This window comes from Neisseria sp. 27098_8_158 (assembly GCF_041433145.1).
Taxonomy (GTDB): domain Bacteria; phylum Pseudomonadota; class Gammaproteobacteria; order Burkholderiales; family Neisseriaceae; genus Neisseria; species Neisseria subflava_E.
The window spans coordinates 415,033-440,420 of sequence record NZ_JAPWAZ010000002.1 but is presented as its reverse complement, the minus strand read 5'-3'; the positions used below and the strand labels follow the sequence as shown (position 1 = coordinate 440,420).

Genomic DNA, 25,388 nt, shown 5'->3' with positions numbered 1-25,388 from the left:
CACACGCAAGTCTCTCGCATGAAAACCAAGTTAATCAAAATCTTAACACCGTTTGCCGTCCTTCCTTTGTTGGCATGCGGTCAACCTGCCGTATCCAACGCCAACGCGGCGCCTGCACAGGCTGCCAAAGCGGAAGCGCCTGCCGACAAATCCGTTGCCGCTTCTTTGAAAGCACGTCTGGAAAAAGTCTATGCCGCCCAAGATTTGAAAGTTTTGAGCGTCAGTGAAACACCGATTAAAGGCATTTATGAAGTTGTCGTCAGCGGCAAACAAATCATCTATACCGACGCCAAAGGCGACTATATGCTCGTTGGCGACCTCATCAACGTCAACACGCGCCAAAGCATGACTGAAGAACGTGCCGCCGATTTGAACAAAATTGACTTCGCTTCGCTGCCTTTGGACAAAGCCATCAAAGAAGTTCGCGGCAACGGCAAATTGAAAGTCGCTGTTTTCTCCGATCCGGACTGCCCGTTCTGCAAACGCTTGGAGCATGAATTTGAAAAAATGACCGACATCACGATTTACACCTTCATGATGCCGATTCCAAGCCTGCACCCTGATGCCGCGCGCAAAGCCGAGTTGTTGTGGTGCCAACCTAATCCGACCCAAGCATGGACCGACTGGATGCGCAAAGGCAAACTCCCAAGCGGCAAAACAAACTGCGAAAACCCTGTTGCTGAAACCACTTCATTGGGCGAACAATTCGGCTTCAACGGCACGCCGACCCTGGTCTTTCCTAACGGCCGCAGCCAAAGCGGTTACAGCCCTATGCCTCAACTCAAAGAAATCATCGAGAAAAACCAGTAATACAGGGTTTAATCTCCATAAAGGACGCTTTACGCGTCCTTTTTTCATGTCGCCCGCCATCAACTGCCTTCAGACGGCCTCGATATAGACAAATATAAAAAAAGGACGTGTCCAACACATCCTTTTTTTCCTTTACCTTACAGGTAGAATTTTTCAATCACTTTCAGGTTTTCATCCAATTTGTACACCAACGGCTGACCTGTTGGGATTTCCAAGCCCATGATGTCTTCGTCGGAAATGCCTTCGATGTGTTTGGCCAACGCGCGCAGGGAGTTGCCGTGTGCCGCAACCAATACACGTTTGCCGCTCAAGATGGCCGGAGCGATTTGGTCTTCCCAGAAAGGCAGGACGCGCTCGAGGGTCACTTTGAGGTTTTCGCCATCAGGTACAACATCGCTAGGCAGGTTGGCGTAGCGGCGGTCGTTGTGAGCGGAATTAGGGTCTTTAGGATCGAGCAGCGGAGGCAGGGTATCGTAGCTGCGACGCCAGATGTGGACTTGCTCGTCGCCGTATTTTTCTGCGGTTTGTTTTTTATCCATACCTTGCAGCTGGCCGTAGTGGCGCTCGTTCAAACGCCATGATTTGATTTGTGGAACAAACAGTTGGTCGGATTCTTCCAAAACGATGTTACAGGTTTTGATGGCACGGGTCAGAACGGAGGTAAAGGCGATGTCAAACTCGTAGCCCTTTTCTTTCAGCTTTTTACCTGCTGCCGCGGCTTCTGCCAAACCTTGCTCGCTCAGCTTGACGTCGCGCCAGCCGGTGAAAAGGTTTTTCGCGTTCCATTCGCTTTGTCCGTGACGGATGAATACTAATTCCATGATAGTTTGCTCCAATGAAGTTTGGGAAAAGGTATTTATATCACACTTTGCCGCCGCGCTGATAACGCCGGCGGTTTCTTTTGATATGTTGCAAGTTTGCTTCTAGTCTTCAGACGGCCTTATCGGAAGGTAAACGTCAAAACGAGTGCTTTTGCCTGTGTATTGATAAGCAGGTTTGCGCCCGTCGAGAAATTCGCCCAAGCGCGGGCGTTTGACGACAATGCGTTTTTTGGCGGTATTCAATGCCGCATCCAATAACTCGGCTTCGTCTTGTGCCACGCCAACCAAGTCGTGGAAATAGGCCATTTCTTTTTTCACGGCGGCGGTTTTGCGACGCTCCGGATACATCGGGTCGAGGTACACCACATCGGGTCTGCCGTTTTGAGTAGCCAATTTCTGCATCAAATCAACGGAATTGCCGAAATGCAAAGTAATGCGTTGGGCAATCTCCCGTGTCTCTTCACTTTGCCCTGCCCTGTTGAGGCCGTCTGAAAGTAGACAGGCGACAGCAGGATTTTGTTCAAAAGTTTGTACATTCAAACCCAACGAGGCAAGCACGAAGCTGTCGCGCCCCAGTCCGCCGGTAGCGTCCCAGACAGTCGGTTGCGCAGTATGGTTGACGGCTTTGGCAATCAACTCGCCTCCGCCTTTAGTACGCCGGTAATGGGAGGCACCGCCATCAAAATCAACGCGGACACGGCCTTTTTCACCTGCGCGGCACAAGCTGATGCCGCTTTCGTCAGCGATAAGGAAACTGTCTTCTTCAGGCTGCCGGTCGATAACGGTCAGCCCGAACGGCTCGGCAAGGCTGCGAAGTTCGGCAGATGCGGTTTCGTCAAAATAAATCTTGTACATGATGCCCATGTTTCAGACGGCCTTGAAAACTCAGGCCGTCTGAACGTTTTAATTGATGTCCAAGCGTTCCATGCGGTAGCGCATAGAGCGGAAGCTGATGCCCAAAAGCTTGGCGGCTTGGGTACGGTTGTAACGGGTTTGCTGCAAAGCCTGCTCGATGATGCTGCGTTCCACTTGGTCGAGGTAATCCTGTATCTGCATGGTACGCGGATCAAACGGCGGAATGGGGCTGTGATTGAGCGTAGTTTCACGCGCGTCAGGTTCGGCAATATCGTCAAAGGAGAAGCCGCTGCGTTCTGCCTTAACCTGTGGGGCGTTTTGAATCTGCAAGTCGTCCACTTGTATCACTTGGCCAACCGTCAACGCAACGGCGCGCTCGAGGATGTTTTCCAACTCGCGGAAGTTGCCGGGATAGCTGTAATGCAACAGGGCTTCTTGGGCTTTCGGGCTGAGTTTGTAGGTTTGATTGCCGTGACGGTGTTTATACAGCAGATACAGAATCAGCGCGCCCAAGTCTTCGCGCATTTCGCGCAAAGGCGGCATATGCAGGGAGACAACGTTGAGGCGGTAATACAAGTCCTGACGGAATGCGCCGCTTTCGACCAAAGCTTCGAGGTTTTTATGGGTTGCACAAATAATGCGCACATCCACAAAGGTTTCCCGCGCATCGCCGATACGGCGCACGGCTTTTTCTTGAATGGCGCGCAGGAGTTTAACCTGCATGGCAAGCGGCAAATCGGCAACTTCGTCAAGGAACAAAGTGCCACCGTCAGCGTGTTGGAAAAAACCTAAACGGTCTTGATCCGCGCCGGTAAAGCTGCCTTTTTTGTAACCGAAAAATTCGCTTTCCATCAGGTTTTCAGGAATAGCACCGCAGTTGACGGCAATAAACGGTTTGTCGGCACGGTCGGACAGCTCGTGAATCGTGCGCGCCGCCTGCTCTTTACCTGTACCGGACTCGCCGGAGATATAAACAGGAACAAGGCTGTGGGCCAATCTGCGAATCAGGTGGCGCACTTCGACCATTTGCGGCGAAGTACCCAACAGGCGCGGCATATCGTCCTCGCCTTCCAATATAGGTGCATCTTGTTGCAGAGCAGGATTGATGCTGCCGGCCGAAAAACGCTCTTTTAAGGAATTGAGCCCTTCCGGAACAGTCAAAGGCCGGTTAAATTCGCTCTGTACGCTCTTAGGCGGCGTAACGACAGGCTTGGCCGGCTGAGGTTCGGGTTTATACAGGGCGGCAGAAACAGGCGCAGGCTGCGATTTGACTTTTTCAGACGGCGTGGGTTCGGCAGTATTGTCTGAAACCGACACTGCCGATTTAACCAATGAACGCAACTGCGACAGCGTAATCGGTTTTTGCAGATAATCAAACGCCCCTGCTTTCAAGGCTTCAACGGCTTGGTCGGCATTGCCGAAGGCCGTAATCACGGCGACGGGCGTATCGAGCATCAGTTCATCAATGTATTGAACAACCTCTAGGCCGGAGCCGTCGGGCATACGCATATCAGTCAACACCAGCGAATAATCGTTGTTGTCCAGCTTGTCTTTGGCTTCTTCAACACCAGCCGCAGTATCGACGCGCAGACCCATTTTCATCAGGGTCATTTCCATCAGGTCGCGGATGTCTGCCTCGTCATCGACAACCAAAACCGGCTCTTGCAATTTATTCATCCTGCGCTTGCTCCTTCGGTAAAATCAGTTCAAACCCGTTCATTTCAGGGTGATAATGCAGCTGCCCCATATTGGCGTGTGCCAACTCGCGTGCGACGTAAAGCCCCAAGCCGGTACCTTGTTTTTCGGTGGTGTAAAACGGCTCGAACAGATGATTTCGTACATCGGGCGGCACGCCTTTGCCGTTGTCCGCCACGACGATGGAAATATGCATCCTGCCACTAGGGCGGATAAGGACGGTAATAGCGTTTTCATCTTGACGGCTGTGTCGCCAAGCGTTGTTGCACAAGTTCCACATCACTTGCTGCAAATGCACGGGGTCAACCAATACGGTCAGGTTGTTACCGTCCATATTCATGCGCAGACAGCCGATGGCATCGGGATTGTTCAAGGTAAATTCCTGCTTGAACTCCAACCAGAATTTCATCAGATTAATCGGCTGGCGGCTGATGTTGTCTCGTTTGTTAAGCAGGGATACGTCTTCCAACATCTTGTCGATGCGTTGGATATTGCTGTCGATGATGTTGTAGAGCTTGGCCTTGAGCGGGTCTGCCTCATCGCCCTCTTGCAACAAATCGCTGGCATGACGGATGGCGGACATCGGGTTGCGGATTTCGTGGGCAAGGTTGGCAGTCAACTGTCCGAGCGAAGTCAGTTTGGTGGACATGGCCTCTGCAGCCACTTCACGCAATGAGCGGACGTACAGCATCAGCAGCTCGGTTTGCTCCTGAATCAGCGGAACGGCTCGGACGTGCATGGCGTGTTGGAAAATATGGATATCGGTTTCAAAAGGTTTGTCGGGTTGGCGCTGCCAGCGGGCCACCAGTTCGCCGAACACGATTTCCTGCTGATCGATAATCAGGCTGGGAAAATAGATTTTTGCCTGTTTGTTAAACAGCCACACGCGTTGGGTCGCATCAATCACCACAACCGCTTCCTGTACTCGGTTCAAAACCAAATGGTTCAAACCGCTGATACGGCGGTAGGCCAGTTGATGGCGGCTGGCGGACTCTGTGGCCTGTTCGAGATAACGGGCGGCAAACGAGGTCAGCATCGCCACCAGATAGCTGGCGCCGATCAGCATTAAAGAATTCGCCATTGATTTCGCGTCCCAATTAAACGAATCGAAACGCATACTGCCGTCTAAAAACAGGTTCAAAATAAACAACATTGCCGTATAGCCTGCATACAGCATAGGATAGTGGCCATAACTGAGTAGACACGACGTGGCCACAAACGGCAAAACCAAAATCCCGAAACCGGAAGCCGTACCGCCGGAGATATACACCAAAACCATCATCATGGTGATGTCGACCACGGCACTGGCATTGGGCAAATCCAAAGACTGCCACTGCCAGCCCGGACGGAACACGGAAAGCATAATCAGGAAGAAATACAGCGTTACCCAGATATAAAACTCAACGTCCGGCAACGAAACGCCAATCAGGTTGCCGCCTGTGTAGCTGCCGAAAGCGTGCAAAACCAAAAGCGGTAAGACGATGGCTATTCGGGAAATGTTGATGACGCCGGGAATTCGCTCCCTCAGATTACCCAGCTCTTGAAGATTGGCTCTGTTCATAAGTGAACCTTTTTTATTTTCATGCAATGTCGTAGTAAATTTAATTTATTTGAATATATTTGTTCTTGTTTCAGGACAAACTTTTCAGACGGCCTGATATTTCCAATACCTTGCCTTTTTTACCGCGTTTACCGTCAATATCGGCAATCCGCAGTTTTTCCTGATGCTCGGCGCCGCGTCGGCCGACCGATACAACGGTAAACTCAGGAGAGGTCGTCACCATAATGTGTTCCAAAGATGCACCCTCAGCCAACGACATCAGCTGCAAACCGCGGCCTTTAGGCATGACTTTGAGTTCGCCGATGGAAAACGCCAAGAGACGGTGGTCGCTGCTGGCCAGTACGACTTTGCAGTCGGGATTGATCAGCGAAGAAGCATAGACGGCAACTGGCGGCAGGACGGTTTCGTCGCTGTCCACGGTCATGACCACTTTACCCGCTTTCACTCGCCCGACCATATCGGCCAACTTGGTGATAAAACCGTAGCCGCCGCTGCCTGAAAGCAAGTAATGCTGTTCGGGCTGACCGGTGAGCATGGCGACGGGTTTTGCACCGTTTTGCAGCTCGATTAAGGATGAAACCGGCACGCCGTCGCCGCGTCCGCCGGGGATTTCGGCGGCATCGAGCGTGTAGGTTCTGCCCAATGAATCCAGGATGACGACGGGTAAAACAGTGCGGCCTTCGAGGGTTTGTTTGAGGCGGTCGCCTTCTTTGAACGCGGTTTGGCTCAAATCAAGGTTGTGTCCGGCGCGGCTGCGTATCCAGCCTTTTTCCGACAAAATCAGCGTGATGGGTTCGTCGGCGGTGGTTTGAGTCAACACGGCGCGTCCAGCCTCTTCCACCAGTGTGCGGCGTGCGTCGCCGAACTGCTTCATGTCCGCCTGCATCTCTTTGATAATCAGCTTGCGTTTTTCGTTTTCGTCGCCCAAAAGGATATTCAGACGTCCTTGTTCTTCGCGCAACTCGTTCAATTCTTTTTCGAGTTTGAAACCTTCCAAACGCGCCAACTGGCGCAGGCGGATTTCCAAAATGTCTTCGGCTTGGATTTCAGTCAGCCCGAACGCTGCCATCAAATCGGTTTTCGGGTCGTCTGACTCGCGGATGACTTTAATCACTTCGTCAATGTGCAGAAAGACTTTCAGACGGCCTTCAAGGATGTGCAGCCGTTTTTCCACTTGGTTCAAACGGAATTTCAGACGGCGTGTTACGGTCACGACGCGGAAATCCAGCCATTCCTGCAAAATCGTTTTCAGATTTTTCTGCGCAGGGCGGTTGTCCAAACCCATCATCACCAAGTTCATGGACACATTGCCTTCCAGCGAAGTTTGCGCCATCAGCGTGTTGATGAAGGTATCCGTATCGATGCGGCTGGATTTCGGCTCGAACACCAGTCGCACGGGATGTTCGCCATCTGACTCGTCGCGCACGCGGTCGATTAAATCCAGCATCAGCTTTTTGGTGTTGAGCTGGTCTTGGTTCAGCTGCTTTTTACCCGCTTTCGGTTTCGGGTTGGTCTGCTCTTCAATTTCGGCAAGGATTTTGGCGGAGTTGGCGTTCGGCGGCAGCTCGGTCACAATCACGCGCCATTGCCCGCGCGCAAGCTTCTCAATTTCGTAACGTGCACGCACGCGCACACTGCCTTTACCGGTTTCGTAAATCCGGCGCAATTCATCCGCCGGCGTAATGATTTGACCGCCGCCGGCAAAGTCGGGCGCAGGGATATATTGCATCAGGTCGGCGGTTTCCAGCGACGGTTTTTTTAACAGCGCAATCGCCGCCTGCGTGACTTCGTTCAAATTGTGCGACGGAATTTCGGTCGCCATGCCCACCGCAATGCCCGACGCGCCGTTGAGCAACACCATAGGCAAACGGGCGGGCAGGTGCAGCGGCTCGTCAAACGCGCCGTCGTAGTTCGGCACAAAATCTACCGTCCCCTGATTGATTTCGGACAACAGCAATTCCGCAATCGGCGTCAGTCGCGCTTCGGTGTAACGCATCGCCGCCGCTCCGTCGCCGTCGCGCGAACCGAAGTTGCCGATGCCGTCGATTAAGGGATAGCGCAAGGTAAAATCCTGCGCCATTCGCACCATCGCTTCATAGGCGGAACTGTCGCCGTGCGGGTGGTATTTACCCAAAATTTCGCCGACCACGCGCGCCGATTTCACCGGCTTCGCCCCCGCCGTCAAACCCATATCGCGCATGGCAAACAAAATACGCCGTTGTACAGGCTTTTGGCCGTCTGAAACTTCAGGCAGCGCGCGGCCTTTGACCACGCTCATGGCGTATTCGAGATAGGCGCGTTCGGCGTATTGACCTAACAGCAGGTAGTCTTCGCCGATAGGAGATGGGCTTGGAGCGGAAATGTGTTCTGTCATCAGGATGGTAAAACGAAATAAATTAAAGGAGGATATTGTAAAGCAAAATCGGTAGTCATAGCCAATTTGAGTGATGAACGGTAGTGCAACGACAATAAGGCTTGCCGAATCAGGTCAGCAAATGGAATCCGTTTCTGCCAAAAAGGCCGTCTGAAACCATTTCATGTTTCAGACGGCCTTTTCATTTTGGTTTTAAATCAAAACTTCGTTATTCTGCAGTAGCCGGTTTGGCCGCAGTTTTAATGGTTAAGGTCACCGCTGCGGCAATGGCCAGGGAAACACCGGCAAAAGTCATCGCGTTGGCAGGGTTTGAACCCAAGAAAGTTCTGTACACCCAGCCGAAAGATACGGTTTCAATCAGCATTGGAATCACAATCATCATGTTCACAATACCCATGTACACGCCGTAACGTTCTTTAGGGATAGAGCCGACCACAATCATAAACGGCACGCCCATCATACTTGCCCAACCGACACCGAAACCAATCATCGGCGCAAACATCAGGTATTTATTACCGATGTGCGGAATGGTAAGCAATGCCAGCGCGGCAAGGGTTACGGCAAAGGCGTGAACATATTTGGCGGCGTATTTGCGCGCCATCCACATCAGGCCGAAAGCGGAGATAAAGGTTACCACGTTGTAAAAACCGTTTACCAGGCCGGTCCATGCAACCGCTTGGCTATACGCTTCGGTATTTTCAACGGTCGAATCCCAGACGGATTGGACGATACTGTGGGAAATATATTGCCAGTAGATGAAGAGCGCGTACCATTGGAAGAGATACACCAAGGCCAGTTGCCACAGGGCAGTCGGCATTTCGCGCACGGCAACGACAATATCTTTAACAGCATGGGCCGGACCGCTCGGCTGGGCTTTAATGGCCGCCATTTCTTCAGGGCTGGGCTCGCGTTCGGCCGTTGATAAAACGGTAACCAAAACCGAACCGATGGAGCAGACCGCACCAATATAAAATGAACCGAATACCCAATACGGAATGCCCGCTTCGGAGGTTTGTTGCAACCAGCCGATTTGTTGGAAGATGTAGAGGGAAACGTTGGCCAGGGTAATACCCAAACCGGTAAACACGGACTGCATCAAGAAACCGGTGGATTGCTGGTGTTCAGGAACGGTATCGGCAATAAAGGCACGGAAAGGTTCCATTGCCGTGTTGTTGCTGATGTCCAAGAGCCACAGCAGCAATACAGCCACCCATAATGCGGTAACGTGCGGATAGATAAAGAGACAGAGGCTGCAACCGATGGCGCCAATCAAGAAATACGGGCGGCGGCGACCTAATCCCGGCACCCAAGTGCGGTCACTCATCGCACCAATCATCGGCTGCACCAGCAAACCGGTAATCGGACCTGCCATATTCAAAATCGGCAACTGGCTCGGGTCGGCATGAAGAAAGCTGAAAATCGGATTAATCGCAGTTTGCTGCAACCCGAAGCTATATTGAATACCGAAGAAACCGAAGTTCATCAGCATAATCTGGCGAAGTGTCATCGCCACTTGTGGGGAGATTTTCATAGGAAGGCTACTCCTGGGTAATAAACTATGGAAACAACAAACTCCAATTTCAGCGGTATGACGCTTTTATTGTATTTGGGCTGCCCTTTTTACTGAAGCAACTCCGTTTTCAGACGGCCTTTATTTTGACCGTTTACATGAATCTTATTTTGATGTGTGTTTGTGTTGTTTAAAGCTTATTATTTTCAGGCCGTCTGAAACTATTTATTAATCACAGACTGACGCCAGATGGTTTCCCCAACGACCTTGACTGGCTGAACCGCACCGGCCGGGTGTTCAATATGTCGAAACAGCAAATCCGCCGCCATCGCACCCATACGCAGATACGGCAGCTCGGTGCTGGTCAACGGCGGAAACAGCGTCTCCGCAATCGCGCTGTGATTATCATAGCCGGCAACCGAAACTTGCTCGGGAACCCGCACGCCGCGCGTCCTCAAAATCCCGTACACGCGTACTGCCATTTCATCGTTACCACAGCAAATTACCGTCGGCGGAAGCGGCAAAGACAACAGTTTCAAAATAGCCGAAATCAAAGATCCGCTGTCATTGCTGAAGTCAGGATAACCAGTTTGCACCAAATCAGGATCGAAGACAATATCCGCATCAGCCAAAGCACGGCGGTATCCGGCCAATCTCAATCTCGTCGCTTCCACGCCCGGCTGCAAAGTTACATAAGCAATCCGTTTGTGCCCGCTTTGGATAATCCGGCGCACCAAGCCATACTGCCCTGCTTCGTCGTCCGGCAAAACCGACGGCGTACCTGCCAAATCAAAACAGTTGACCAACACCATCGGGCAACGGTTGGGCACTTCCGGCAGCAATACTTCCTGATGGAAACCTGCCACATATAAAATCCCCTCGGCACGATGCTCCATAAAGGTACGGATCAGCGACTCCATCTGACCGGGCTGACCCGGCTTATTATCGATGTCAGCAATCATCAAAATCTTGCCTTGTGCACGAATCCGCTGCTGAATGCCCTTAATCAAGAACATATCCGGAATGCCGTGCCCGCCCGTATTCTCGCCTGTCCGCGAAATGGCGCCAGTAATCAGGCCGACCAAGCCAGAACGGTGGGACCGCATAATCCGCGCCGCAGAAGACGGGATATAGCCCAAAGCGGCAATCGCTGTTTCTACTTTGGAACGGGTTTTATCGCTGACCGGCGCATCGCCGTTAATTACCCGGCTGACCGTCTTGGGAGACACCCCGGCATAAGCAGCGACATCATAAATTGTAGCCATCTTACGAACCCGCCCCGACAAGATTTCAATAATGTTACATAGGATAACACAGCAGACATCGGTGTCATACCCCTTTTTTTACAGAAACTTGATGATAATCAACCATTTCTATTGCATTTTGCATACATTTCTTAAACAAAACCACCCCTACCATCTCCCAAAAGTTGTCCAAATTTGTTAAACTACAAACAACTACAAAAAGCAGAAAATAGATACCCTGCTTGTTTACCGTTACATACTAAGGAAACGAGATGTCCGCATACTCAGATGCATGGCAAGCCTTGGAAGCCCATCATGCCGATACTCAACACGTTACCCTGCGCGAACGCTTCGCCGCAGATGCCGAACGTTTCAACAATATGCACGAAATTCTGCACGGCTTGTTATTTGATTACAGCAAAAACCGTCTAGATGAAAACACCCTGGATTTATTGTGTCAACTGGCCGAAGCAGCCGATTTGCCACAATATATGCAGGCCATGAGCAGCGGTGAAAAAATCAACACCAGCGAGCACCGCGCCGTCCTCCACACTGCCCTGCGCCTGCCTGCCAATGCCAAACCTGTTTACGTCGACGGCGAAAACATCGTGTCCAAAGTTCATCACGAACTCAACCGCACCCTCGAATTCGCACGCCAACTTTTAGACGGCACCCACGCAGGCATTACCGGCAAACCCATTACCGATTTGGTTCACATCGGTATCGGCGGCTCCGATTTAGGCCCGCGTATGGCCACACAGGCGCTGCAACCTTATTGGCAAAACATCCGCGTCCACTTTGTCAGCAACTCCGATGATGCCGACCTGACCCAAACCCTTCTCGGCCTCAACCCCGAAACCACCGTATTCAGCATTGCCAGCAAATCGTTCCGCACACCGGAAACCCTGCTCAATGCCTACGCTGCGCGTACTTGGTACCGCGATGCAGGTTTGCCTGATTCCGGCATCTACCGCCACTTCTGCGCCATTTCCGCCGATGTGGCCGCAGCCCAAAACTTCGGTATCTCCCCCGACAAAGTCTTCGCCATGTCCGACTGGGTCGGCGGCCGCTATTCCGTCTGGTCGCCTATCGGCCTGCCGCTGATGATTGCCGTCGGCGAAAAAGCGTTCCGCAAAATGCTGGCCGGCGCACACGCGATGGATACCCATTTCTTCGAGACACCATTCCGTCACAACATTCCCGTCCTGATGGCGCTCATCAACGTTTGGTACAACAACTTCCAACATTCAGACGGCCAAACCGTTGTCCCATACAGCCACAACATGCGCCTCTTTACCCCATGGCTCAACCAGCTCGATATGGAAAGCCTCGGTAAACAGCGTACTTCAGACGGCCAACCCGTTTCCTGTACCACCGGCGGCATTGTCTTCGGCGATGAAGGCGTCAACTGCCAACATGCCTACTTCCAGCTTCTGCACCAAGGCACGCGTCTGATTCCCGTCGATTTCATCGTCCCCATGACCACAATCTACGGCAACCACCGCCAACATCGCTTTACCGTTGCCAATGCCTTCGCCCAAGCCGAAGCGCTGATGAAAGGCAAAACCTTAGACGAAGTGCAAATCGAATTGGCCGCCCTGCCCCAAGAAGAACGCGACCGCCTTGCGCCGCAAAAAGAATTCCCCGGCAACCGCCCGAGCAACAGCCTGCTCATCGACAGCCTGACGCCTTTCAACCTCGGCATGCTGATGGCGGCTTACGAACACCGCACCTTCGTACAGGGTGTGATTTGGCGTATCAACCCCTTCGACCAATGGGGCGTGGAATACGGTAAAGAGCTGGCCAAAACCATCGAACCCGAACTCGAACGCGGCACGCCTGCACACGACAGCTCCACCAACGGTCTGATCGCCTTCTACCGCAACTGCAACGCAAGATCGAAGGCCGTCTGAAAATAAAATGCCCGTAAGACAAGCATATCTGCCTGTCTTACGGGCATTTCAAAACCTAATCGGCGGTAAGAATGAACCGTTAAAGCACCGCACTTTTAGACAAAAGTAGCTAGATTTTGATATAAAAAAAGGCTAAATCGATAATGACTTAGCCTTTTTCATCAGACTTGATTAGTTGTTTGTTGTTAATGCGCCTAAATCTTTATCAACTAAGAACAAACCTTTACCATCTTCACCAAGAAGATTTAATTTATCCAAAATTCCACTGAATAATTTTTCTTCTTCATGTTGTTCAGCCACATACCATTGTAAGAAGTTAAAGGCAGAGTAGTCTTTCTCTTCAAAAGTTCTACCAACTAATTCATTGATTTTAGAGGTAATTAACTTTTCATGTTCATAAGTTAATTCAAGTACTTGTTTCAATGATGAAAATTGATGAGGTGGTTCATCAATTTGTGTGATGATAGCCAATGCGCCGGTCTCATTTAAATAAGTGAAGAGTTTACGCATATGCTGCATTTCCTCAGCCGCATGCTCTGATAAAAATTTTGCAGCTCCTTCGAAACCTTGTTGTTCGCACCAGGCGCTCATTTGTAAATATAAGTTAGAAGAATAAAACTCTAAATTCATTTGATCATTTAATAGTTTAATCACGCTATTTGATAACATTTTATTTCTCCTATTCTTATAAAGTTTTTAATTCACGATCAATGTAGTAGAGCGCTGTACCACTTTCACCAAGAAGTTTGAATTTATCAACAATACTGTTAAATAATTTTTCTTCTTCATGCTGTTCAGCTACATACCATTGTAAGAAGTTAAAAGTAGAGTAATCCTTTTCTGCAAAAGTACTCTCAACTAACTCATTAATTTTAGATGTCACTAGTTTTTCGTGTTCAAGTGTTGTTTCAAAAACTTCTTTTAATGAAGCGTAATCGTGTTTAGGGGCGTCAATTTTACCTAACAAAGGCATTCCACTGGTTTCGCTCACATAAGTAAACAACTTTTGCATATGTTCCAATTCTTCATCGGCATGACGAAGTAAAAATGCTGCAGCGCCTTCATAACCATGTTTATGGCACCATGCACTCATTTGCAAATAGACATTTGATGAATACAACTCGAGATTAATTTGTTCGTTTAATTTTGCTGTAATTGACTTACTTAGCATAACTAACTCCTTTTCTTAATGCGGTTATGATAGATGTATCACAATACAAAATTTGTATTTGCGGATGAATTTTACTCATTTTATTGAGAATAGTCAATCTTATTTTATCAATTTTTATTGTAACCCATTAATTTAAAAGGATTTTATAAATAAATTATTCTCATTTGGTTCCATTTAATGAAATGAGTTATCAATATCGCCTTTGCCTAAATTCTCTAGAGAAATGATGAGGTGTTGGAAGGAGAATCGTAGATTTCCAAAGTTTTTTGCTCTCACTTATCAACTCCAAAATACTGGATAAATAGAAAACATGAAAATTCAATGTTTTTTATAGAATTACGCATCAAAGCGATATAGTTTCAAAGTAGGTTATCCTTAATATTTGAATGTGACAATTACCATTTATTATTTAACATAATATACATATTGTTGAAAAATCTACTGGTTAACTTCAATCAGGGAAAGCATGAAGAAGTTAGGAAGTTGGTTGGAAAGTTGATTAGGGTAGATTTTATTCAAATGAAAGACTAGGCTATGAAATCAAAATTTGTGTATAAGTTACTGGTAATTTCAAAGTACCTGTACATTTTAATTTGTATATCAATACCAATCGTTTTTATTTATGAAAGCTACCAAGGAGATAATGTTGATTTTATGATTTATATTCATGCTTTTATTATTTTTTCCATATTGGGTGTATTGACTCAATATTCTACATCTAATTTTTTTGAAAAGGAAAAATAACATGATTGAACTATCCATTGAGGATCTGGAACTAATTTATGGAGGAGGCTTAGGAGAGAGAATCCTTCAAGGAGGAGCAAATGGTGCATAAATAGGAGGATCAATTGGTGCAGGTATTGGTCTGGGTGTCGGTATAGCTTTTGGCAGTATTCCTGCCGGACCAGCTATTATGGTCGGTGGCACAATTGGTGCTGCTGTTGGTGCTGCAACTGGTATGGGTGTTGCAGCATATGAGTATTACCAAGAAACTCAGCCTAAAGGGACAGTAACGGTCGGTCCGATTTCTGCTTTTGCTGTGGACAAATCAGGAAACGGCTACACTGACGGCACAAATTACCACTGATATTTCTCATCGTTCAAACGATCTCTAGGGGTCGTCTGAAACTTTCTTAACTTCAATTTTATGAATACACCCAAGCAACCCTTCTTCCGTCCTGAAGTCTCCGTTGCCCGCCAAACCAGTTGTTCCAACAAAAGGCCGTCTGAAACTTAATTTGTCAAAGTTTCAGACGGCCTTTATTCAATAAAGATAGCAGAAGTTAATTCGCCATATCCCCCATCTTTGCTACAATATCCCTTTCCTTTTTTATTGATTCCACTATGACCACCGCACCCCAAACCAGCACTTGGCGCAAGATTTTCTCGCGCAGTATGCTGATTTGTATCTTTACAGGCTTCACTTCGGGGCTGCCGCTTTATTTTCTGATCAACCTTATTCCTGCATGGTTGCGCAGCGAACATGTCGATTTGAAAACCATCGGCCTGATGGCACTTATCGGGCTGCCTTTCACTTGGAAATTTATCTGGTCTCCCGTCATTGATTTGGTCAGATTACCTTTTTTAGGACGGCGGCGCGGTTGGATGCTGGTTACGCAAATTGGTTTGCTGCTGACCTTGCTCATTTACGCCTTCCTAAATCCTGCTCAGCATTTATATGTAATTATGGGCTTATCGTTGGTGGTTGCCTTTTTCTCTGCCAGCCAAGATATTGTATTGGATGCATTTCGCCGCGAAATTTTGTCAGATGAAGAATTAGGCTTGGGCAACTCCATCCACGTCAATGCCTACCGTATTGCTGCTTTGGTACCTGGCTCACTCAGCTTGATTCTGGCTGATTTAATGCCTTGGCACAACGTATTCATCATTACTGCACTATTTATGCTGCCCGGTCTGCTGATGACCCTGTTTTTAGCTAAAGAGCCTGACATTCCGCCAACTGTGCCTCGTACATTTGCCCAAACAGTCTCTGACCCTTTCAGTGAGTTCTTCTCCCGCAAAGGCATCAAACAGGCCATATTGGTATTGCTGTTTATCTTTCTCTACAAACTGGGCGACAGCATGGCCACTTCTTTGGCTACACCGTTTTATCTGGACATGGGCTTCAGCAAAACCGACATCGGCCTCATTGCCAAAAATGCCGGCCTGTGGCCTGCTGTGATTGCCGGCATTGCCGGTGGTATTTGGATGTTGAAACTCGGGATCAACAGGGCATTATGGGTTTTCGGCGTGGCGCAATGGGTTACTATTCTAGGCTTTGCCTGGTTGGCAAATTTTGGCAAGTTTGAAACCATCACACTGACAGAACAAATGATGCTTGCGGCAGTGATTGGTGCAGAAGCAGCGGGCGTAGGTCTGGGTACAGCGGCGTTTGTTGCCTATATGGCTCGTGAAACCAATCCTGCATTTACGGCCACACAATTAGCCCTCTTTACCAGCCTTTCCGCTGTACCGCGTACATTTATCAACGCCTCTACAGGCTATCTGATTGAAGCGATGGGTTACTTTAATTTCTACTGGCTGTGTTTCGCTTTGGGCATACCGGGTATGTTGCTGCTGTTTAAAGTGGCACCGTGGAATGGCGAAAAAGTGAGTAACTAGATTGCCAGTCTAAAACTTCTAGTAAAACAAAAGGCCGTCTGAATGTTCAGACGGCCTTTATCATACAAAAATTTTATTCTGCTTCAGGTTTGACAGTACTGCGGACATCGCCGCTTTTTTCTTTATGTTTCAAAACAGCGCGGTCGAGCTTGTCCATCAAAACATCAATCGCGGCGTACATATCCTGTTCAATCGCTTCAACGTGCAAATCTTTGCCTGCCAGATGCGCATCAGCTTCGGCTTTTTGATTGACTTTTTCCACCGAGAGCGTAATGGTCACAGAAATGATGTTGTCGGCATGGCGATTGATTCGTGCCAACTTGTCGGAAACGTAGTTTTTGATGGCTTCGGTAACATCAAAATTCAGACCGGTGATTTTCAGATTCATGATACAGCTCCTTCGGTTGATTAGTCCGTCAAAACGGATCGGAATATATCTACTCGGTAAATTTTCGTTTGTGTGCCGGTGGGATGTCTAATGATTCTCTATATTTTGCAACTGTACGTCTGGCGATTTCAATGCCGCGTTGTTTTAATAATTTGACGAGGGTCTCGTCCGAATAGGGTTTGCTGCTGTCTTCGCTTTCAATCAGCTGGCTCAAGACAGCTTTGATTGCACCTTGGCTGAACCCTTCGCCATCATCATCGGCATTGACTGCCTGTGTGAAGAAATAGCGTAACGCAAACAGGCCGCGCGGGCAAGACAAATATTTCTGATTGGCGGCACGCGAGATGGTACTTTCCGCCAAACCCAATTCGGCGGCGGCATCTTTCATCAGCATGGGAGACAGGCCGATTTCTCCGAAGATGAAAAAATTTTCCTGATTTTTGACGATATACTCGGCAAGGCGGAGGACAGTGCTTTTACGCAGCTCCAAAGAATCAATGCGCTGCTTGGCTTCGTTGATTTTTTCCTTCCACTCCGGTGCGCCCTCTTCCTCTGATTTCATCAGGTCGCAATATTCCTGATTGAGCTGCAGCTTCGGCCAAGCCGCTTCGTTGCTGATGACTTCCCAGCCGTCCTTGCCCTCTTTGACCCAAACGTCAGGCTGAATATAAGGCGTAGGCGTGGCAGAGGCGAAGCCGTAGGCTGGATAGGGATTGAGCCCGGCAATCATATCGAGCGCGGCTTCTATGGTTTTGCTGTCGGTATCGGGATAAAGTTTGCGGAAACGCAGAACGTTTTGTTTGCGGTTTTTGCCTAAGTCTTGAAGCGAACTTTGCACCAAATGCGCGGCCATTTGTCGGGCAGGAGAAGCCGGCAAACGCATTAACTGCAACATAAGCGACTCGGTCAAATCCGCCGCCGCCACGCCGGGCGGCTCAAAGGTTTGCAATACATCCAGCGCGTTTTGCAGGGCCTCTTCGTCCAGCATCCATTCTAACGGCGTGTGGTCGATGATTTCTTCGAGACTGTCAGTGAGGTAGCCTTGTTCATCCAAAAAATCAATCAAGACGTGAACATAGGCCGCTTCCACTTGCGAGAGCGGATGCTCGCACACTTGGGCATGCAGATAGTGTTTGAAATCCTCTTCTTCGGCGATGTTACTCCAAATATCTTCGGCATCGTCGCCGCTTAACTGCTGACCTGCGCGCGGCATGGTTACCGCACGGTTGAGCCCGCTATCGGCAAACTCATCGGTTTCCGGACGCTCAAGCAGAGGATTGTCTGACAACCAGTCTTCCACTTCGCGCTCAAGCTCAAGACCCGACATCTGCAAGATGCGCAAAGACTGCTGCAGCCGCTGGTTGAGCTGCTGGGTCTGTTTGAGTTTAAGGACGAGTGAAGACATAGCGTTTTTTCGAAGTGTATGGATAGTTTTTCAGACGGCCTTTATACGACAGGCCGTCTGAAAAACTAGGTTATAGGTATTATATTTATATTCTTAGTAATTATTTCAATATTTACAGATACCCTCAATTGAAATGAGAGCCTCGTGTGAAACCGGTTTTACGATTACCGTCAAATATGCATTCAATATTTGAAATTTTCGCCCAAATAAACCGAACGGACTTGTTCATTGTTGACCAAATCATCCGGCTTGCCTGAAGCCAATACCGTACCGTCACTGATGATGTAGGCACGGTCGCAGATGCTGAGGGTTTCGCGCACGTTGTGGTCGGTAATCAATACGCCGATACCGCGTGATTTGAGGAACTCGATGATTTTCTGAATATCGATCACGGCAATCGGGTCAACGCCGGCAAAAGGTTCGTCCAACAAAATGAAACGCGGCTGCATGGCCAGCACGCGTGCGATTTCGACACGGCGGCGTTCGCCACCGGACAAAGACGGCGCAGGGTTGTTGCGCAGGCGTTCGATGTTCAAATCGGCCAACAATTTTTCAAGTTCGGCATCGATGCGGCTTTTGTCCTTCATGCTGATTTCCAAAATGGCGCGGATATTTTGTTCCACGGTCATTTTGCGGAAAATCGAGGCCTCCTGCGGCAGATAGCCGACGCCGAGACGGGCGCGTTCGTGAATCGGCAGGTGGCGCAACTCTTGGCCGTCCAGCATCACGCTGCCTGCATCGGCAGCAATCAGGCCGACAATCATGTAAAAGCTGGTGGTCTTACCCGCGCCGTTGGGGCCGAGCAGGCCGATGACTTCGCCGCTTTCGATTTCAAGGGAGAAGCTTTTGACGACTTGGCGTTTTTTGAAACTTTTTTGCAGGTTTTGAACCACAAGACGGCTGTTGTTTGCGCTCATATTCTGTTGACTTTCGATATTGACCTCAGGCCGTCTGAACCTTTTTCAGACAGCCTTTTTGTGTGTTTTCTTATTTATTTTTCTGCGTGCTGGACGGCTGGATGACCACGCTGACGCGGCCGGATTTCGCGGCGGATTTCACCCCGGATTTGGCGCTGCCGTTAATGGTGTAAACCTCGGTTTTGGTGTTGTAGGTAATGACCGCACCTTCGGCCACATCGCCGCCGCGCTGTACTTTGGCATTGCCGGTCAGGGTAACCAGACTGGCTGCGGAAGAATACGTCACAGTATTGGCTTGGCCGTTGACCACGCCTTTGCCGCTGTCCAACTCTTGGCTGAATTTGACGGGCGAACCGGTGGCTTTCATCAACTGCTCGCTTTTGTCGTTGCGTGAAACGGTTACGCTGCCGGCACGGATATTGAGCGTGCCTTGTTTGATGATGACGTTACCGGAAAAGGTGGTGCTTTGGTTGTTTTGGTCAAGCGAGCCTTGGTCGGCTTCGATTTGAATCGGCTGCTTGCTGTCGCTTTGCAGTGCAAAGGCCGGGCTGGCGGCAAAAACGGCAACAAGGGCTAAGGTTTTACAAATTTTTTGTATCATAAATTGTGGCTTTCACTTTGGAAGGGAAATTCAGCAAACCGGTTTTGTGGTCATAAGTCATGCCGTTTGCCTGACCGCCGGACTGTCCGTATTGGAAAGTAACGGGACTGTCGGTATGGGCGTATTGCGCCTCGGTATCGACATTCAAGCGTTCGGTTTTGACGATGCCGGCCAAACGCTTGGCATCTGCCGCTTTATTTAAGACAACATTCTGTTCAAAAACGACTTTTTTGTTTTGAATATTGTACACGGCCTTGTCACTGCCGACTTCATACAGCAGGCTGCCGTCGCGGTAAAACGAAAGATGTGGTTTGTCCAAATGCACGTCTGCGCTATTCGGATATTGGACGGCATCGACCGCGCTCAGGTTTTCTTTCAGACGGCCTTCTTGGTCAAAACGTTTGCCGTTGATGCCTTTCATCGAATATTGCGGCTCATTCGGATTGAGGACGACTTCTTCAACCTGCACTTCGCTGATGCGGCCGAGCCACGCCGCCAGTGCGCCGAGTGAAACGGCCAACACCAGCGGAAAGGCGATTCCGTAACGCCATCTGATTTTCATCGTACATACTCTTTCAAAGCAGGTTCAAGCGTACCTTGCGCCTGCATAATCAAATCGCACACTTCACGCACCGCGCCTGCGCCGCCGGAACGTCGGGTTACATAATGGGCGTATTGCAAAGTAAACCAATGTGCCTCAGGGACGGCGACCGCCAATCCGCAACGCACCATCACGGGCAAATCGACAACATCGTCGCCGACAAAGGCGCACTCATGCTCCTCCACACCGGCCTGTTCGCGTAATTGGGCGTAGGCGGAACGTTTGTCGTGAATGCCTTTGAAGTAATAGTTGATACCGAGCTGCTTCACGCGGATACCGACGGAAGGCGCATCGCGGCCGGTAATAATCGCCGTTTGCACGCCGCTGGCCTGAAGCATTTTCAAACCGTGTCCGTCCAAAGTGTGGAACGATTTGATTTCTTCGCCGTTGTCGCGGATAAAAATGCGGCCGTCGGTCAAAACGCCGTCCACATCCAGTATCAGCAGCTTGATACCCAAAGCGCGTTGTTGCAGGTCGGAAGAGAGGTTTTGCATAAGGTTTCCTTATTTCAGACGGCCTATTCTAGCATAAGGCCGTCTGAAAACGTTTTTGCCGTCGATTCAGACAATTCGTGCCATCAATAAATCGTGCATGTTCAACGCGCCAATCAGCACGCCGTTTTCTTCGACCACCAGCAAACCATTCACATGGCCGCTCTGCATGGCTTTCAAGGCTTCGGTGGCCAGGCGGTCGGCGGAGATGGTTTTCGGCGAAGCGTGCATGATGTCGTCCACTTTCAAACCGGCAAAGCTGTCGCGTTCTTGAAACAGACGGCGCAAGTCGCCATCGGTAAATACGCCTTTCAGACGGCCTTCGGCATCGGTTACCGCCAACATGCCCAAGCCTTTTTCACTCATGCGGACAATGGCCTCTTTCAACGGCGTGCCCAACAAAACGGCTGGCAGGGCTTCGTCTTTGTGCATAATATCCGCCACGCGCAACAGCAGGCGTTTGCCCAAGCTGCCGGCCGGATGGCTTAAAGCAAAATCGTCGGGCGTGAACGCGCGTGCGCGCAACAATACAACCGCCAGCGCATCGCCCAAGGCCATCACGGCGGTCGTACTGGAAGTCGGTGCAAGGCCGAGCGGGCAGGCTTCTTTGGAAACCGCCGCGGTAATATGGATATCGGCATGACGCGCCATGGTGGAAGTCGGATGGGCAGTGATGCAGATGAGCGTGATGTTTTTGCGCTTCAACGCCGGAATAATCGCCGCAATTTCATCGCTTTCGCCGGAATTGGAAATGGCAATCACGACATCGTGGTCCACAATCATGCCCAAATCGCCGTGTGCCGCTTCGGCAGGGTGGACGAAAAACGCAGGCGTGCCGGTGGAAGCCATGGTCGCCGCCATTTTGCGGCCGATGTGTCCGGACTTGCCCATGCCGGTAATGACGACCCTGCCCTTGCAGTGCAACAACGCTTCCGCCGCACGGACAAAATCATGGTTCAAAGCCGCTGCAATTTCACGCAAACCTTCGGCTTCCGTATCCAATACATCGCGCGCCCAGTCGAGATAAAGTGTGTTTTCCGCCATCAAAGCCACCTTTCGTGCTTGAATTTAGGTTTGTTTTGCCCAAATTAATCGGCTGTAAACTGTTCAAATTCATCGAATCGGCGTAGCATTACCGCCACTTCACAAACAAACCTATTATGTAAAAGGAATCAGAGATGACTATTTTATCGGACGTTAAAGCATTAGGACAACAAATCTGGTTGGACAATCTCTCCCGTTCGCTGGTACAAAGCGGCGAATTGGCCGAAATGCTCAAACAAGGCGTGTGCGGCGTAACTTCCAATCCTGCCATTTTCCAAAAAGCCTTTGCCGGAGACGCCCTGTACGCCGATGAAGTAGCCGCGCTCAAACAGCAAGACCTGACCCCGAAACAACGCTACGAAACCATGGCGGTTGCCGATGTACAAGCCGCTTGCGACGTGTGCCTTGCCGAACATGAATCCACCGGCGGCAAAACCGGCTTCGTCAGCCTTGAAGTTTCGCCCGAATTATCCAAAGACGCGCAAGGCACGGTTGAAGAAGCGCGCCGCCTGCATGCCGCCATCGGCCGTAAAAATGCCATGATTAAAGTACCGGCAACCGACGAAGGCATCGAAGCACTCGAAACCCTCGTTTCAGACGGCATCAGCGTCAACCTGACCCTGCTCTTCTCCCGCGCCCAAACCCTCAAAGCCTATGCGGCCTACACGCGCGGCATTGCCAAACGTTTGGAAGCAGGACACGACGTTTCCCATATCCAAGTTGTCGCCAGCTTCTTTATTTCCCGTGTCGATGCCGCATTGGACGCCACCCTGCCCGACCACCTCAAAGGCAAAGTCGCCATTGCGCTGGCCAAAGCCGCCTATCAAGATTGGGCGCAATACTTCGGCAGCAGCGAATTTGCCGCACTTGCCGAACAAGGTGCCAACCGCGTACAACTTCTGTGGGCATCTACCGGCGTGAAAAACCCTGCCTATCCTGACACTTTGTACGTTGACAGCCTGATTGGCGCCCATACCGTCAACACCGTTCCCGATGCCACACTCAAGGCCTTTATCGACCACGGCACCGCCAAAGCCACTTTGACCGAAGGTGTGGACGAAGCCCAAGCGCAGCTTGCCGAAACCGCGAAACTCGGCATTGATGTCGAAACTTTGGCAACGCGTTTGCAGGAAGACGGTTTGAAACAATTTGAAGACGCTTTTGCCAAACTGCTTGCTCCCTTGGCTTAAGCGGATTGAACGGACGGCCGAGAAACTTAAATCATTTTGAAACGTCTCAGGCCGTCTGAAACCCAAATTCGGGCGTGTACGGCACGCCCTTTTCTATCACGATTTGAATACCGTGCAGGCATACTTCCCCTGCCCTACAAAACCACCCTGCCATGTATATAGGACGTTTCGCCCCCAGCCCTACCGGCCTGCTTCATATCGGCTCCCTACTGACCGCCGTCGCCTCCTATGCCGATGCGCGCGCTCATCAGGGCAAATGGCTGGTCCGCATTGAAGACCTTGACCCCCCGCGCGAAATGCCCGGCGCCGCTGCCGACATTTTGCGCACGCTTGAAGCTTTCGGTTTTGAGTGGGACGGCGAAGTCGCCTATCAAAGCCGCCGTTACGACCTATATCAAGACACCCTCGACCGCCTCAAAGCGGCCGGGCTGGTGTATCCCTGCTATTGCAGCCGCAAAGACTGGCAGGCGGCGGCAACACATGGCGCAGACGGATTTGTGTATAACGGCCGTTGCCGCAATCCTCAGCAAAGGCCCGACACGCAAAACAAAACGCCGGCATGGCGTATTCAAGTGCCCGATCGCGTGATCGGTTTTTCAGACGGCATTGTCGGACATTACGTACAAAATCTGGCACACGACATCGGCGATTTCGTCCTGCTTCGTGCCGACGGCTATTGGGCATATCAGCTTGCCGTGGTTGCCGACGATGCCGATCAGGGCATAACGCATATTGTCCGCGGTCAGGACTTGCTCGTCTCCACACCGCGCCAAATCTATCTGCAACAATGCCTCGGCGTTCCCACACCGGCCTACGCCCACCTTCCCCTGTTGACCAACAACCAAGGGCAAAAATGGTCGAAACAAACCCTTGCCCCGGCTTTGGATTTGAATCAAAAAGAACAGCTTCTCCGCCAAGTCCTAACCTACCTCAACCTACCCGATGCACCTACCGTGAACCATCCTCAAGAATTGCTCGATTGGGCGGTGGCACACTGGCAAATGGACAAAATCCCAAAATCGTCCATTATCACAGACTGAATTAGCACGATTACAACAAAATTACTCTAGGTATTACAATATTTCATAAAATTATGTAAGTAATCTTCCGATTCATCCCAAACCATGCCCAAGAAGCGAAAAATCATGTATATTTCAAAAATTTCCTAAAATTGTCACAAACTGATAATTTCAAGGTTGTAACAACATACGGCTGACGCGTTATTGAGGATGACAAAGCGCGGCAGATCTCCCACGATACAACAAAAAGAATACCGCTATGCCAAGTGCCATTATTGTAGAAGACGAAGTATTAGCAGCAGAACGCTTACGTGTATTATTGGAAGAGTGCAATGTCGTACTGCTCAACGTCTTTCACCATGCCATGCCAGCATTGGAGTGGCTGAGCGTCCACGAAGTCGACATCGTCTTTGCCGACATCGGCATGCCGGAAATCGACGGTCTCGAATTTGTCGAACGCATTAAGCGTACCGCCAAGCGCCAGCCGGAAATTGTATTCACCACAGCCTACGAAGAACACGCCCTGCGCGCGTTTGAGCTGGCTGCCGCAGACTATCTGCTCAAACCAATCAAAATGACCCGCCTGCAAACCGCGCTTGACCGCATCATCGAGAAAAACCGCGAAAAAGCAGACAGTTTCACCCACTTCAAAGTGTACAACCGCGAACGCATGGTTGAAATCCCATGGCAACAGGCGCGTTACCTGATGGCGGAACACAAAACCGTCTATCTGTTTACCGGCGACGGCCACAGCTACGAATTACCGAAGACCTTGGTTTACTGGGAAGAATTGCTAGGCGACAAAGTCATCCGCATCCACCGCAATGCCCTCGTCTTCCGCCACACCCTCGACAGCCTGATTCGACTGGATGATGATGAAAACGACGAATCCGCATCCACATGGGGCGCTAAAATTCTCGATATTCCAACCCCGTTGCCCGTCAGCCGCCGACAACTGTCCACCCTGCGGAAAATCATTAAAAACAGCATCTAAAATGCACTCCTTGATTGGCTCTTTTTAAATCAAAGGCCGTCTGAAAAGATATTTTCAGACGGCCTTTTAACTTCTCAGCTCAATAGTAGAAATTTAAAAAAAAGAATAGTCCAAGTCTGTCGTTTAGCTTTATCCAAGCTCTCAATTTGATCAAACCTTGTT

At 50.0% G+C, this 25,388-nt stretch carries 23 protein-coding genes; 7 read left to right on the top strand and 16 right to left on the bottom strand.

The window, feature by feature from the left end; translation table 11 throughout:
- Window positions 1-18 precede the first annotated feature (18 nt).
- Window positions 19-810, top strand: a complete 792-nt coding sequence (locus O3681_RS07690) for a DsbC family protein (RefSeq protein WP_371459662.1) — start codon at window positions 19-21, stop codon at window positions 808-810.
- A 137-nt stretch (window positions 811-947) separates the two neighbouring features.
- Here the strand turns inward: O3681_RS07690 and O3681_RS07685 are convergent, their stop codons facing one another.
- The 7 genes from O3681_RS07685 to O3681_RS07655 all read right to left on the bottom strand — a co-directional run bounded on the left by O3681_RS07685 (window position 948) and on the right by O3681_RS07655 (window position 10,891).
- A complete protein-coding gene (locus O3681_RS07685; protein WP_049337039.1) occupies window positions 948-1,631 on the bottom strand; it encodes a 2,3-diphosphoglycerate-dependent phosphoglycerate mutase in 684 nt (227 codons plus the stop codon).
- 102 nt (window positions 1,632-1,733) lie between these two features.
- Window positions 1,734-2,486, bottom strand: coding sequence for a class I SAM-dependent methyltransferase (locus O3681_RS07680; RefSeq protein WP_371459715.1), 753 nt, complete (start codon window positions 2,484-2,486; stop codon window positions 1,734-1,736).
- A 48-nt stretch (window positions 2,487-2,534) separates the two neighbouring features.
- Complete coding sequence (locus tag O3681_RS07675) at window positions 2,535-4,163, bottom strand: sigma-54 dependent transcriptional regulator (protein ID WP_063069330.1); 1,629 nt, start codon at window positions 4,161-4,163, stop codon at window positions 2,535-2,537.
- Complete coding sequence (locus O3681_RS07670; protein ID WP_371459661.1) at window positions 4,156-5,742, bottom strand: nitrogen regulation protein NR(II); 1,587 nt, start codon at window positions 5,740-5,742, stop codon at window positions 4,156-4,158. The genes O3681_RS07675 and O3681_RS07670 overlap by 8 nt, the downstream gene beginning before the upstream one ends.
- A 70-nt stretch (window positions 5,743-5,812) precedes the next feature.
- Window positions 5,813-8,116: a DNA topoisomerase IV subunit A gene (parC, locus tag O3681_RS07665; RefSeq protein ID WP_107723717.1), complete on the bottom strand. Its 2,304-nt coding sequence runs from the start codon at window positions 8,114-8,116 to the stop codon at window positions 5,813-5,815.
- A gap of 208 nt (window positions 8,117-8,324) precedes the next feature.
- Window positions 8,325-9,647 carry an MFS transporter gene (locus O3681_RS07660; RefSeq protein WP_107723718.1) on the bottom strand — a complete coding sequence of 441 codons (1,323 nt, stop codon included), beginning with the start codon at window positions 9,645-9,647 and terminating at the stop codon, window positions 8,325-8,327.
- Between the two features lie 200 nt (window positions 9,648-9,847).
- Window positions 9,848-10,891, bottom strand: a complete 1,044-nt coding sequence (locus tag O3681_RS07655; protein WP_371459660.1) for a LacI family DNA-binding transcriptional regulator — start codon at window positions 10,889-10,891, stop codon at window positions 9,848-9,850.
- A gap of 251 nt (window positions 10,892-11,142) precedes the next feature.
- Between O3681_RS07655 and pgi the strand changes: the two genes are divergently transcribed.
- Window positions 11,143-12,783: a glucose-6-phosphate isomerase gene (gene pgi, locus O3681_RS07650; RefSeq protein WP_371459659.1), complete on the top strand. Its 1,641-nt coding sequence runs from the start codon at window positions 11,143-11,145 to the stop codon at window positions 12,781-12,783.
- Between the two features lie 171 nt (window positions 12,784-12,954).
- On the opposite strand, the gene ftnA (O3681_RS07645) is transcribed toward pgi, so the two are convergent.
- The gene (ftnA, locus tag O3681_RS07645; RefSeq protein ID WP_003686798.1) at window positions 12,955-13,452 is read right to left on the bottom strand and encodes a non-heme ferritin; all 498 of its coding nucleotides are present in this window, start codon (window positions 13,450-13,452) and stop codon (window positions 12,955-12,957) included.
- Between the two features lie 16 nt (window positions 13,453-13,468).
- Complete coding sequence (gene ftnA, locus O3681_RS07640; protein ID WP_003686837.1) at window positions 13,469-13,954, bottom strand: non-heme ferritin; 486 nt, start codon at window positions 13,952-13,954, stop codon at window positions 13,469-13,471.
- Between the two features lie 913 nt (window positions 13,955-14,867).
- On the opposite strand from ftnA (O3681_RS07640), the gene O3681_RS07635 reads away from it, so the two are divergent.
- Together O3681_RS07635 and O3681_RS07630 are read left to right on the top strand one after the other, a co-directional pair.
- Entirely contained in the window at window positions 14,868-15,041 is a 174-nt protein-coding gene (locus O3681_RS07635) for a hypothetical protein (protein ID WP_224783520.1), read from the top strand.
- Between the two features lie 257 nt (window positions 15,042-15,298).
- The gene (locus tag O3681_RS07630; RefSeq protein ID WP_371459658.1) at window positions 15,299-16,576 is read left to right on the top strand and encodes an AmpG family muropeptide MFS transporter; all 1,278 of its coding nucleotides are present in this window, start codon (window positions 15,299-15,301) and stop codon (window positions 16,574-16,576) included.
- A 73-nt stretch (window positions 16,577-16,649) separates the two neighbouring features.
- On the opposite strand, the gene hpf is transcribed toward O3681_RS07630, so the two are convergent.
- From hpf to O3681_RS07595, 7 genes are all read right to left on the bottom strand, one after another.
- A complete protein-coding gene (gene hpf, locus O3681_RS07625) occupies window positions 16,650-16,964 on the bottom strand; it encodes a ribosome hibernation-promoting factor, HPF/YfiA family (RefSeq protein WP_003686778.1) in 315 nt (104 codons plus the stop codon).
- Window positions 16,965-17,013: 49 nt separating this feature from the next.
- On the bottom strand, window positions 17,014-18,369 hold the full coding sequence (gene rpoN / locus O3681_RS07620) for an RNA polymerase factor sigma-54 (RefSeq protein ID WP_371459657.1): 1,356 nt from the start codon (window positions 18,367-18,369) through the stop codon (window positions 17,014-17,016).
- A 182-nt stretch (window positions 18,370-18,551) separates the two neighbouring features.
- A complete protein-coding gene (gene lptB / locus O3681_RS07615; protein ID WP_003679854.1) occupies window positions 18,552-19,286 on the bottom strand; it encodes an LPS export ABC transporter ATP-binding protein in 735 nt (244 codons plus the stop codon).
- A 70-nt stretch (window positions 19,287-19,356) separates the two neighbouring features.
- Window positions 19,357-19,887: a lipopolysaccharide transport periplasmic protein LptA gene (gene lptA / locus O3681_RS07610; RefSeq protein ID WP_070748465.1), complete on the bottom strand. Its 531-nt coding sequence runs from the start codon at window positions 19,885-19,887 to the stop codon at window positions 19,357-19,359.
- On the bottom strand, window positions 19,868-20,449 hold the full coding sequence (gene lptC / locus O3681_RS07605) for an LPS export ABC transporter periplasmic protein LptC (protein WP_070608492.1): 582 nt from the start codon (window positions 20,447-20,449) through the stop codon (window positions 19,868-19,870). The genes lptA and lptC overlap by 20 nt, the downstream gene beginning before the upstream one ends.
- Window positions 20,446-20,982 carry an HAD family hydrolase gene (locus tag O3681_RS07600; protein WP_070645892.1) on the bottom strand — a complete coding sequence of 179 codons (537 nt, stop codon included), beginning with the start codon at window positions 20,980-20,982 and terminating at the stop codon, window positions 20,446-20,448. The genes lptC and O3681_RS07600 overlap by 4 nt, the downstream gene beginning before the upstream one ends.
- A gap of 66 nt (window positions 20,983-21,048) precedes the next feature.
- Window positions 21,049-22,023, bottom strand: a complete 975-nt coding sequence (locus O3681_RS07595; RefSeq protein ID WP_371459656.1) for an SIS domain-containing protein — start codon at window positions 22,021-22,023, stop codon at window positions 21,049-21,051.
- A gap of 134 nt (window positions 22,024-22,157) precedes the next feature.
- On the opposite strand from O3681_RS07595, the gene tal reads away from it, so the two are divergent.
- The 3 genes from tal (at window position 22,158) to O3681_RS07580 (ending at window position 25,226) form a co-directional block, all read left to right on the top strand.
- Window positions 22,158-23,213, top strand: a complete 1,056-nt coding sequence (tal, locus tag O3681_RS07590) for a transaldolase (protein ID WP_371459655.1) — start codon at window positions 22,158-22,160, stop codon at window positions 23,211-23,213.
- A 152-nt stretch (window positions 23,214-23,365) separates the two neighbouring features.
- Complete coding sequence (gene gluQRS, locus O3681_RS07585) at window positions 23,366-24,253, top strand: tRNA glutamyl-Q(34) synthetase GluQRS (RefSeq protein ID WP_371459654.1); 888 nt, start codon at window positions 23,366-23,368, stop codon at window positions 24,251-24,253.
- 238 nt (window positions 24,254-24,491) lie between these two features.
- On the top strand, window positions 24,492-25,226 hold the full coding sequence (locus O3681_RS07580) for a LytTR family DNA-binding domain-containing protein (RefSeq protein ID WP_036493381.1): 735 nt from the start codon (window positions 24,492-24,494) through the stop codon (window positions 25,224-25,226).
- Window positions 25,227-25,388: the final 162 nt, after the last annotated feature.

What these genes read in the sequence shown, in the direction of transcription:
- O3681_RS07600 (WP_070645892.1), bottom strand. Translation starts at nt 20,982, where the DNA reads ATGCAAAACCTCTCTTCCGACCTGCAACAACGCGCTTTGGGTATCAAG.
- ftnA (WP_003686798.1), bottom strand. Translation starts at nt 13,452, where the DNA reads ATGTTATCAAATAGCGTGATTAAACTATTAAATGATCAAATGAATTTA.
- O3681_RS07680 (WP_371459715.1), bottom strand. Translation starts at nt 2,486, where the DNA reads ATGTACAAGATTTATTTTGACGAAACCGCATCTGCCGAACTTCGCAGC.
- gluQRS (WP_371459654.1), top strand. Translation starts at nt 23,366, where the DNA reads ATGTATATAGGACGTTTCGCCCCCAGCCCTACCGGCCTGCTTCATATC.
- lptA (WP_070748465.1), bottom strand. Translation starts at nt 19,887, where the DNA reads ATGATACAAAAAATTTGTAAAACCTTAGCCCTTGTTGCCGTTTTTGCC.
- hpf (WP_003686778.1), bottom strand. Translation starts at nt 16,964, where the DNA reads ATGAATCTGAAAATCACCGGTCTGAATTTTGATGTTACCGAAGCCATC.
- O3681_RS07670 (WP_371459661.1), bottom strand. Translation starts at nt 5,742, where the DNA reads ATGAACAGAGCCAATCTTCAAGAGCTGGGTAATCTGAGGGAGCGAATT.
- O3681_RS07635 (WP_224783520.1), top strand. Translation starts at nt 14,868, where the DNA reads ATGGTCGGTGGCACAATTGGTGCTGCTGTTGGTGCTGCAACTGGTATG.
- O3681_RS07675 (WP_063069330.1), bottom strand. Translation starts at nt 4,163, where the DNA reads ATGAATAAATTGCAAGAGCCGGTTTTGGTTGTCGATGACGAGGCAGAC.
- O3681_RS07630 (WP_371459658.1), top strand. Translation starts at nt 15,299, where the DNA reads ATGACCACCGCACCCCAAACCAGCACTTGGCGCAAGATTTTCTCGCGC.
- ftnA (WP_003686837.1), bottom strand. Translation starts at nt 13,954, where the DNA reads ATGCTAAGTAAGTCAATTACAGCAAAATTAAACGAACAAATTAATCTC.
- pgi (WP_371459659.1), top strand. Translation starts at nt 11,143, where the DNA reads ATGTCCGCATACTCAGATGCATGGCAAGCCTTGGAAGCCCATCATGCC.
- lptC (WP_070608492.1), bottom strand. Translation starts at nt 20,449, where the DNA reads ATGAAAATCAGATGGCGTTACGGAATCGCCTTTCCGCTGGTGTTGGCC.
- O3681_RS07685 (WP_049337039.1), bottom strand. Translation starts at nt 1,631, where the DNA reads ATGGAATTAGTATTCATCCGTCACGGACAAAGCGAATGGAACGCGAAA.
- tal (WP_371459655.1), top strand. Translation starts at nt 22,158, where the DNA reads ATGACTATTTTATCGGACGTTAAAGCATTAGGACAACAAATCTGGTTG.
- rpoN (WP_371459657.1), bottom strand. Translation starts at nt 18,369, where the DNA reads ATGTCTTCACTCGTCCTTAAACTCAAACAGACCCAGCAGCTCAACCAG.
- O3681_RS07595 (WP_371459656.1), bottom strand. Translation starts at nt 22,023, where the DNA reads ATGGCGGAAAACACACTTTATCTCGACTGGGCGCGCGATGTATTGGAT.
- O3681_RS07690 (WP_371459662.1), top strand. Translation starts at nt 19, where the DNA reads ATGAAAACCAAGTTAATCAAAATCTTAACACCGTTTGCCGTCCTTCCT.
- O3681_RS07660 (WP_107723718.1), bottom strand. Translation starts at nt 9,647, where the DNA reads ATGAAAATCTCCCCACAAGTGGCGATGACACTTCGCCAGATTATGCTG.
- lptB (WP_003679854.1), bottom strand. Translation starts at nt 19,286, where the DNA reads ATGAGCGCAAACAACAGCCGTCTTGTGGTTCAAAACCTGCAAAAAAGT.
- O3681_RS07580 (WP_036493381.1), top strand. Translation starts at nt 24,492, where the DNA reads ATGCCAAGTGCCATTATTGTAGAAGACGAAGTATTAGCAGCAGAACGC.
- O3681_RS07655 (WP_371459660.1), bottom strand. Translation starts at nt 10,891, where the DNA reads ATGGCTACAATTTATGATGTCGCTGCTTATGCCGGGGTGTCTCCCAAG.
- parC (WP_107723717.1), bottom strand. Translation starts at nt 8,116, where the DNA reads ATGACAGAACACATTTCCGCTCCAAGCCCATCTCCTATCGGCGAAGAC.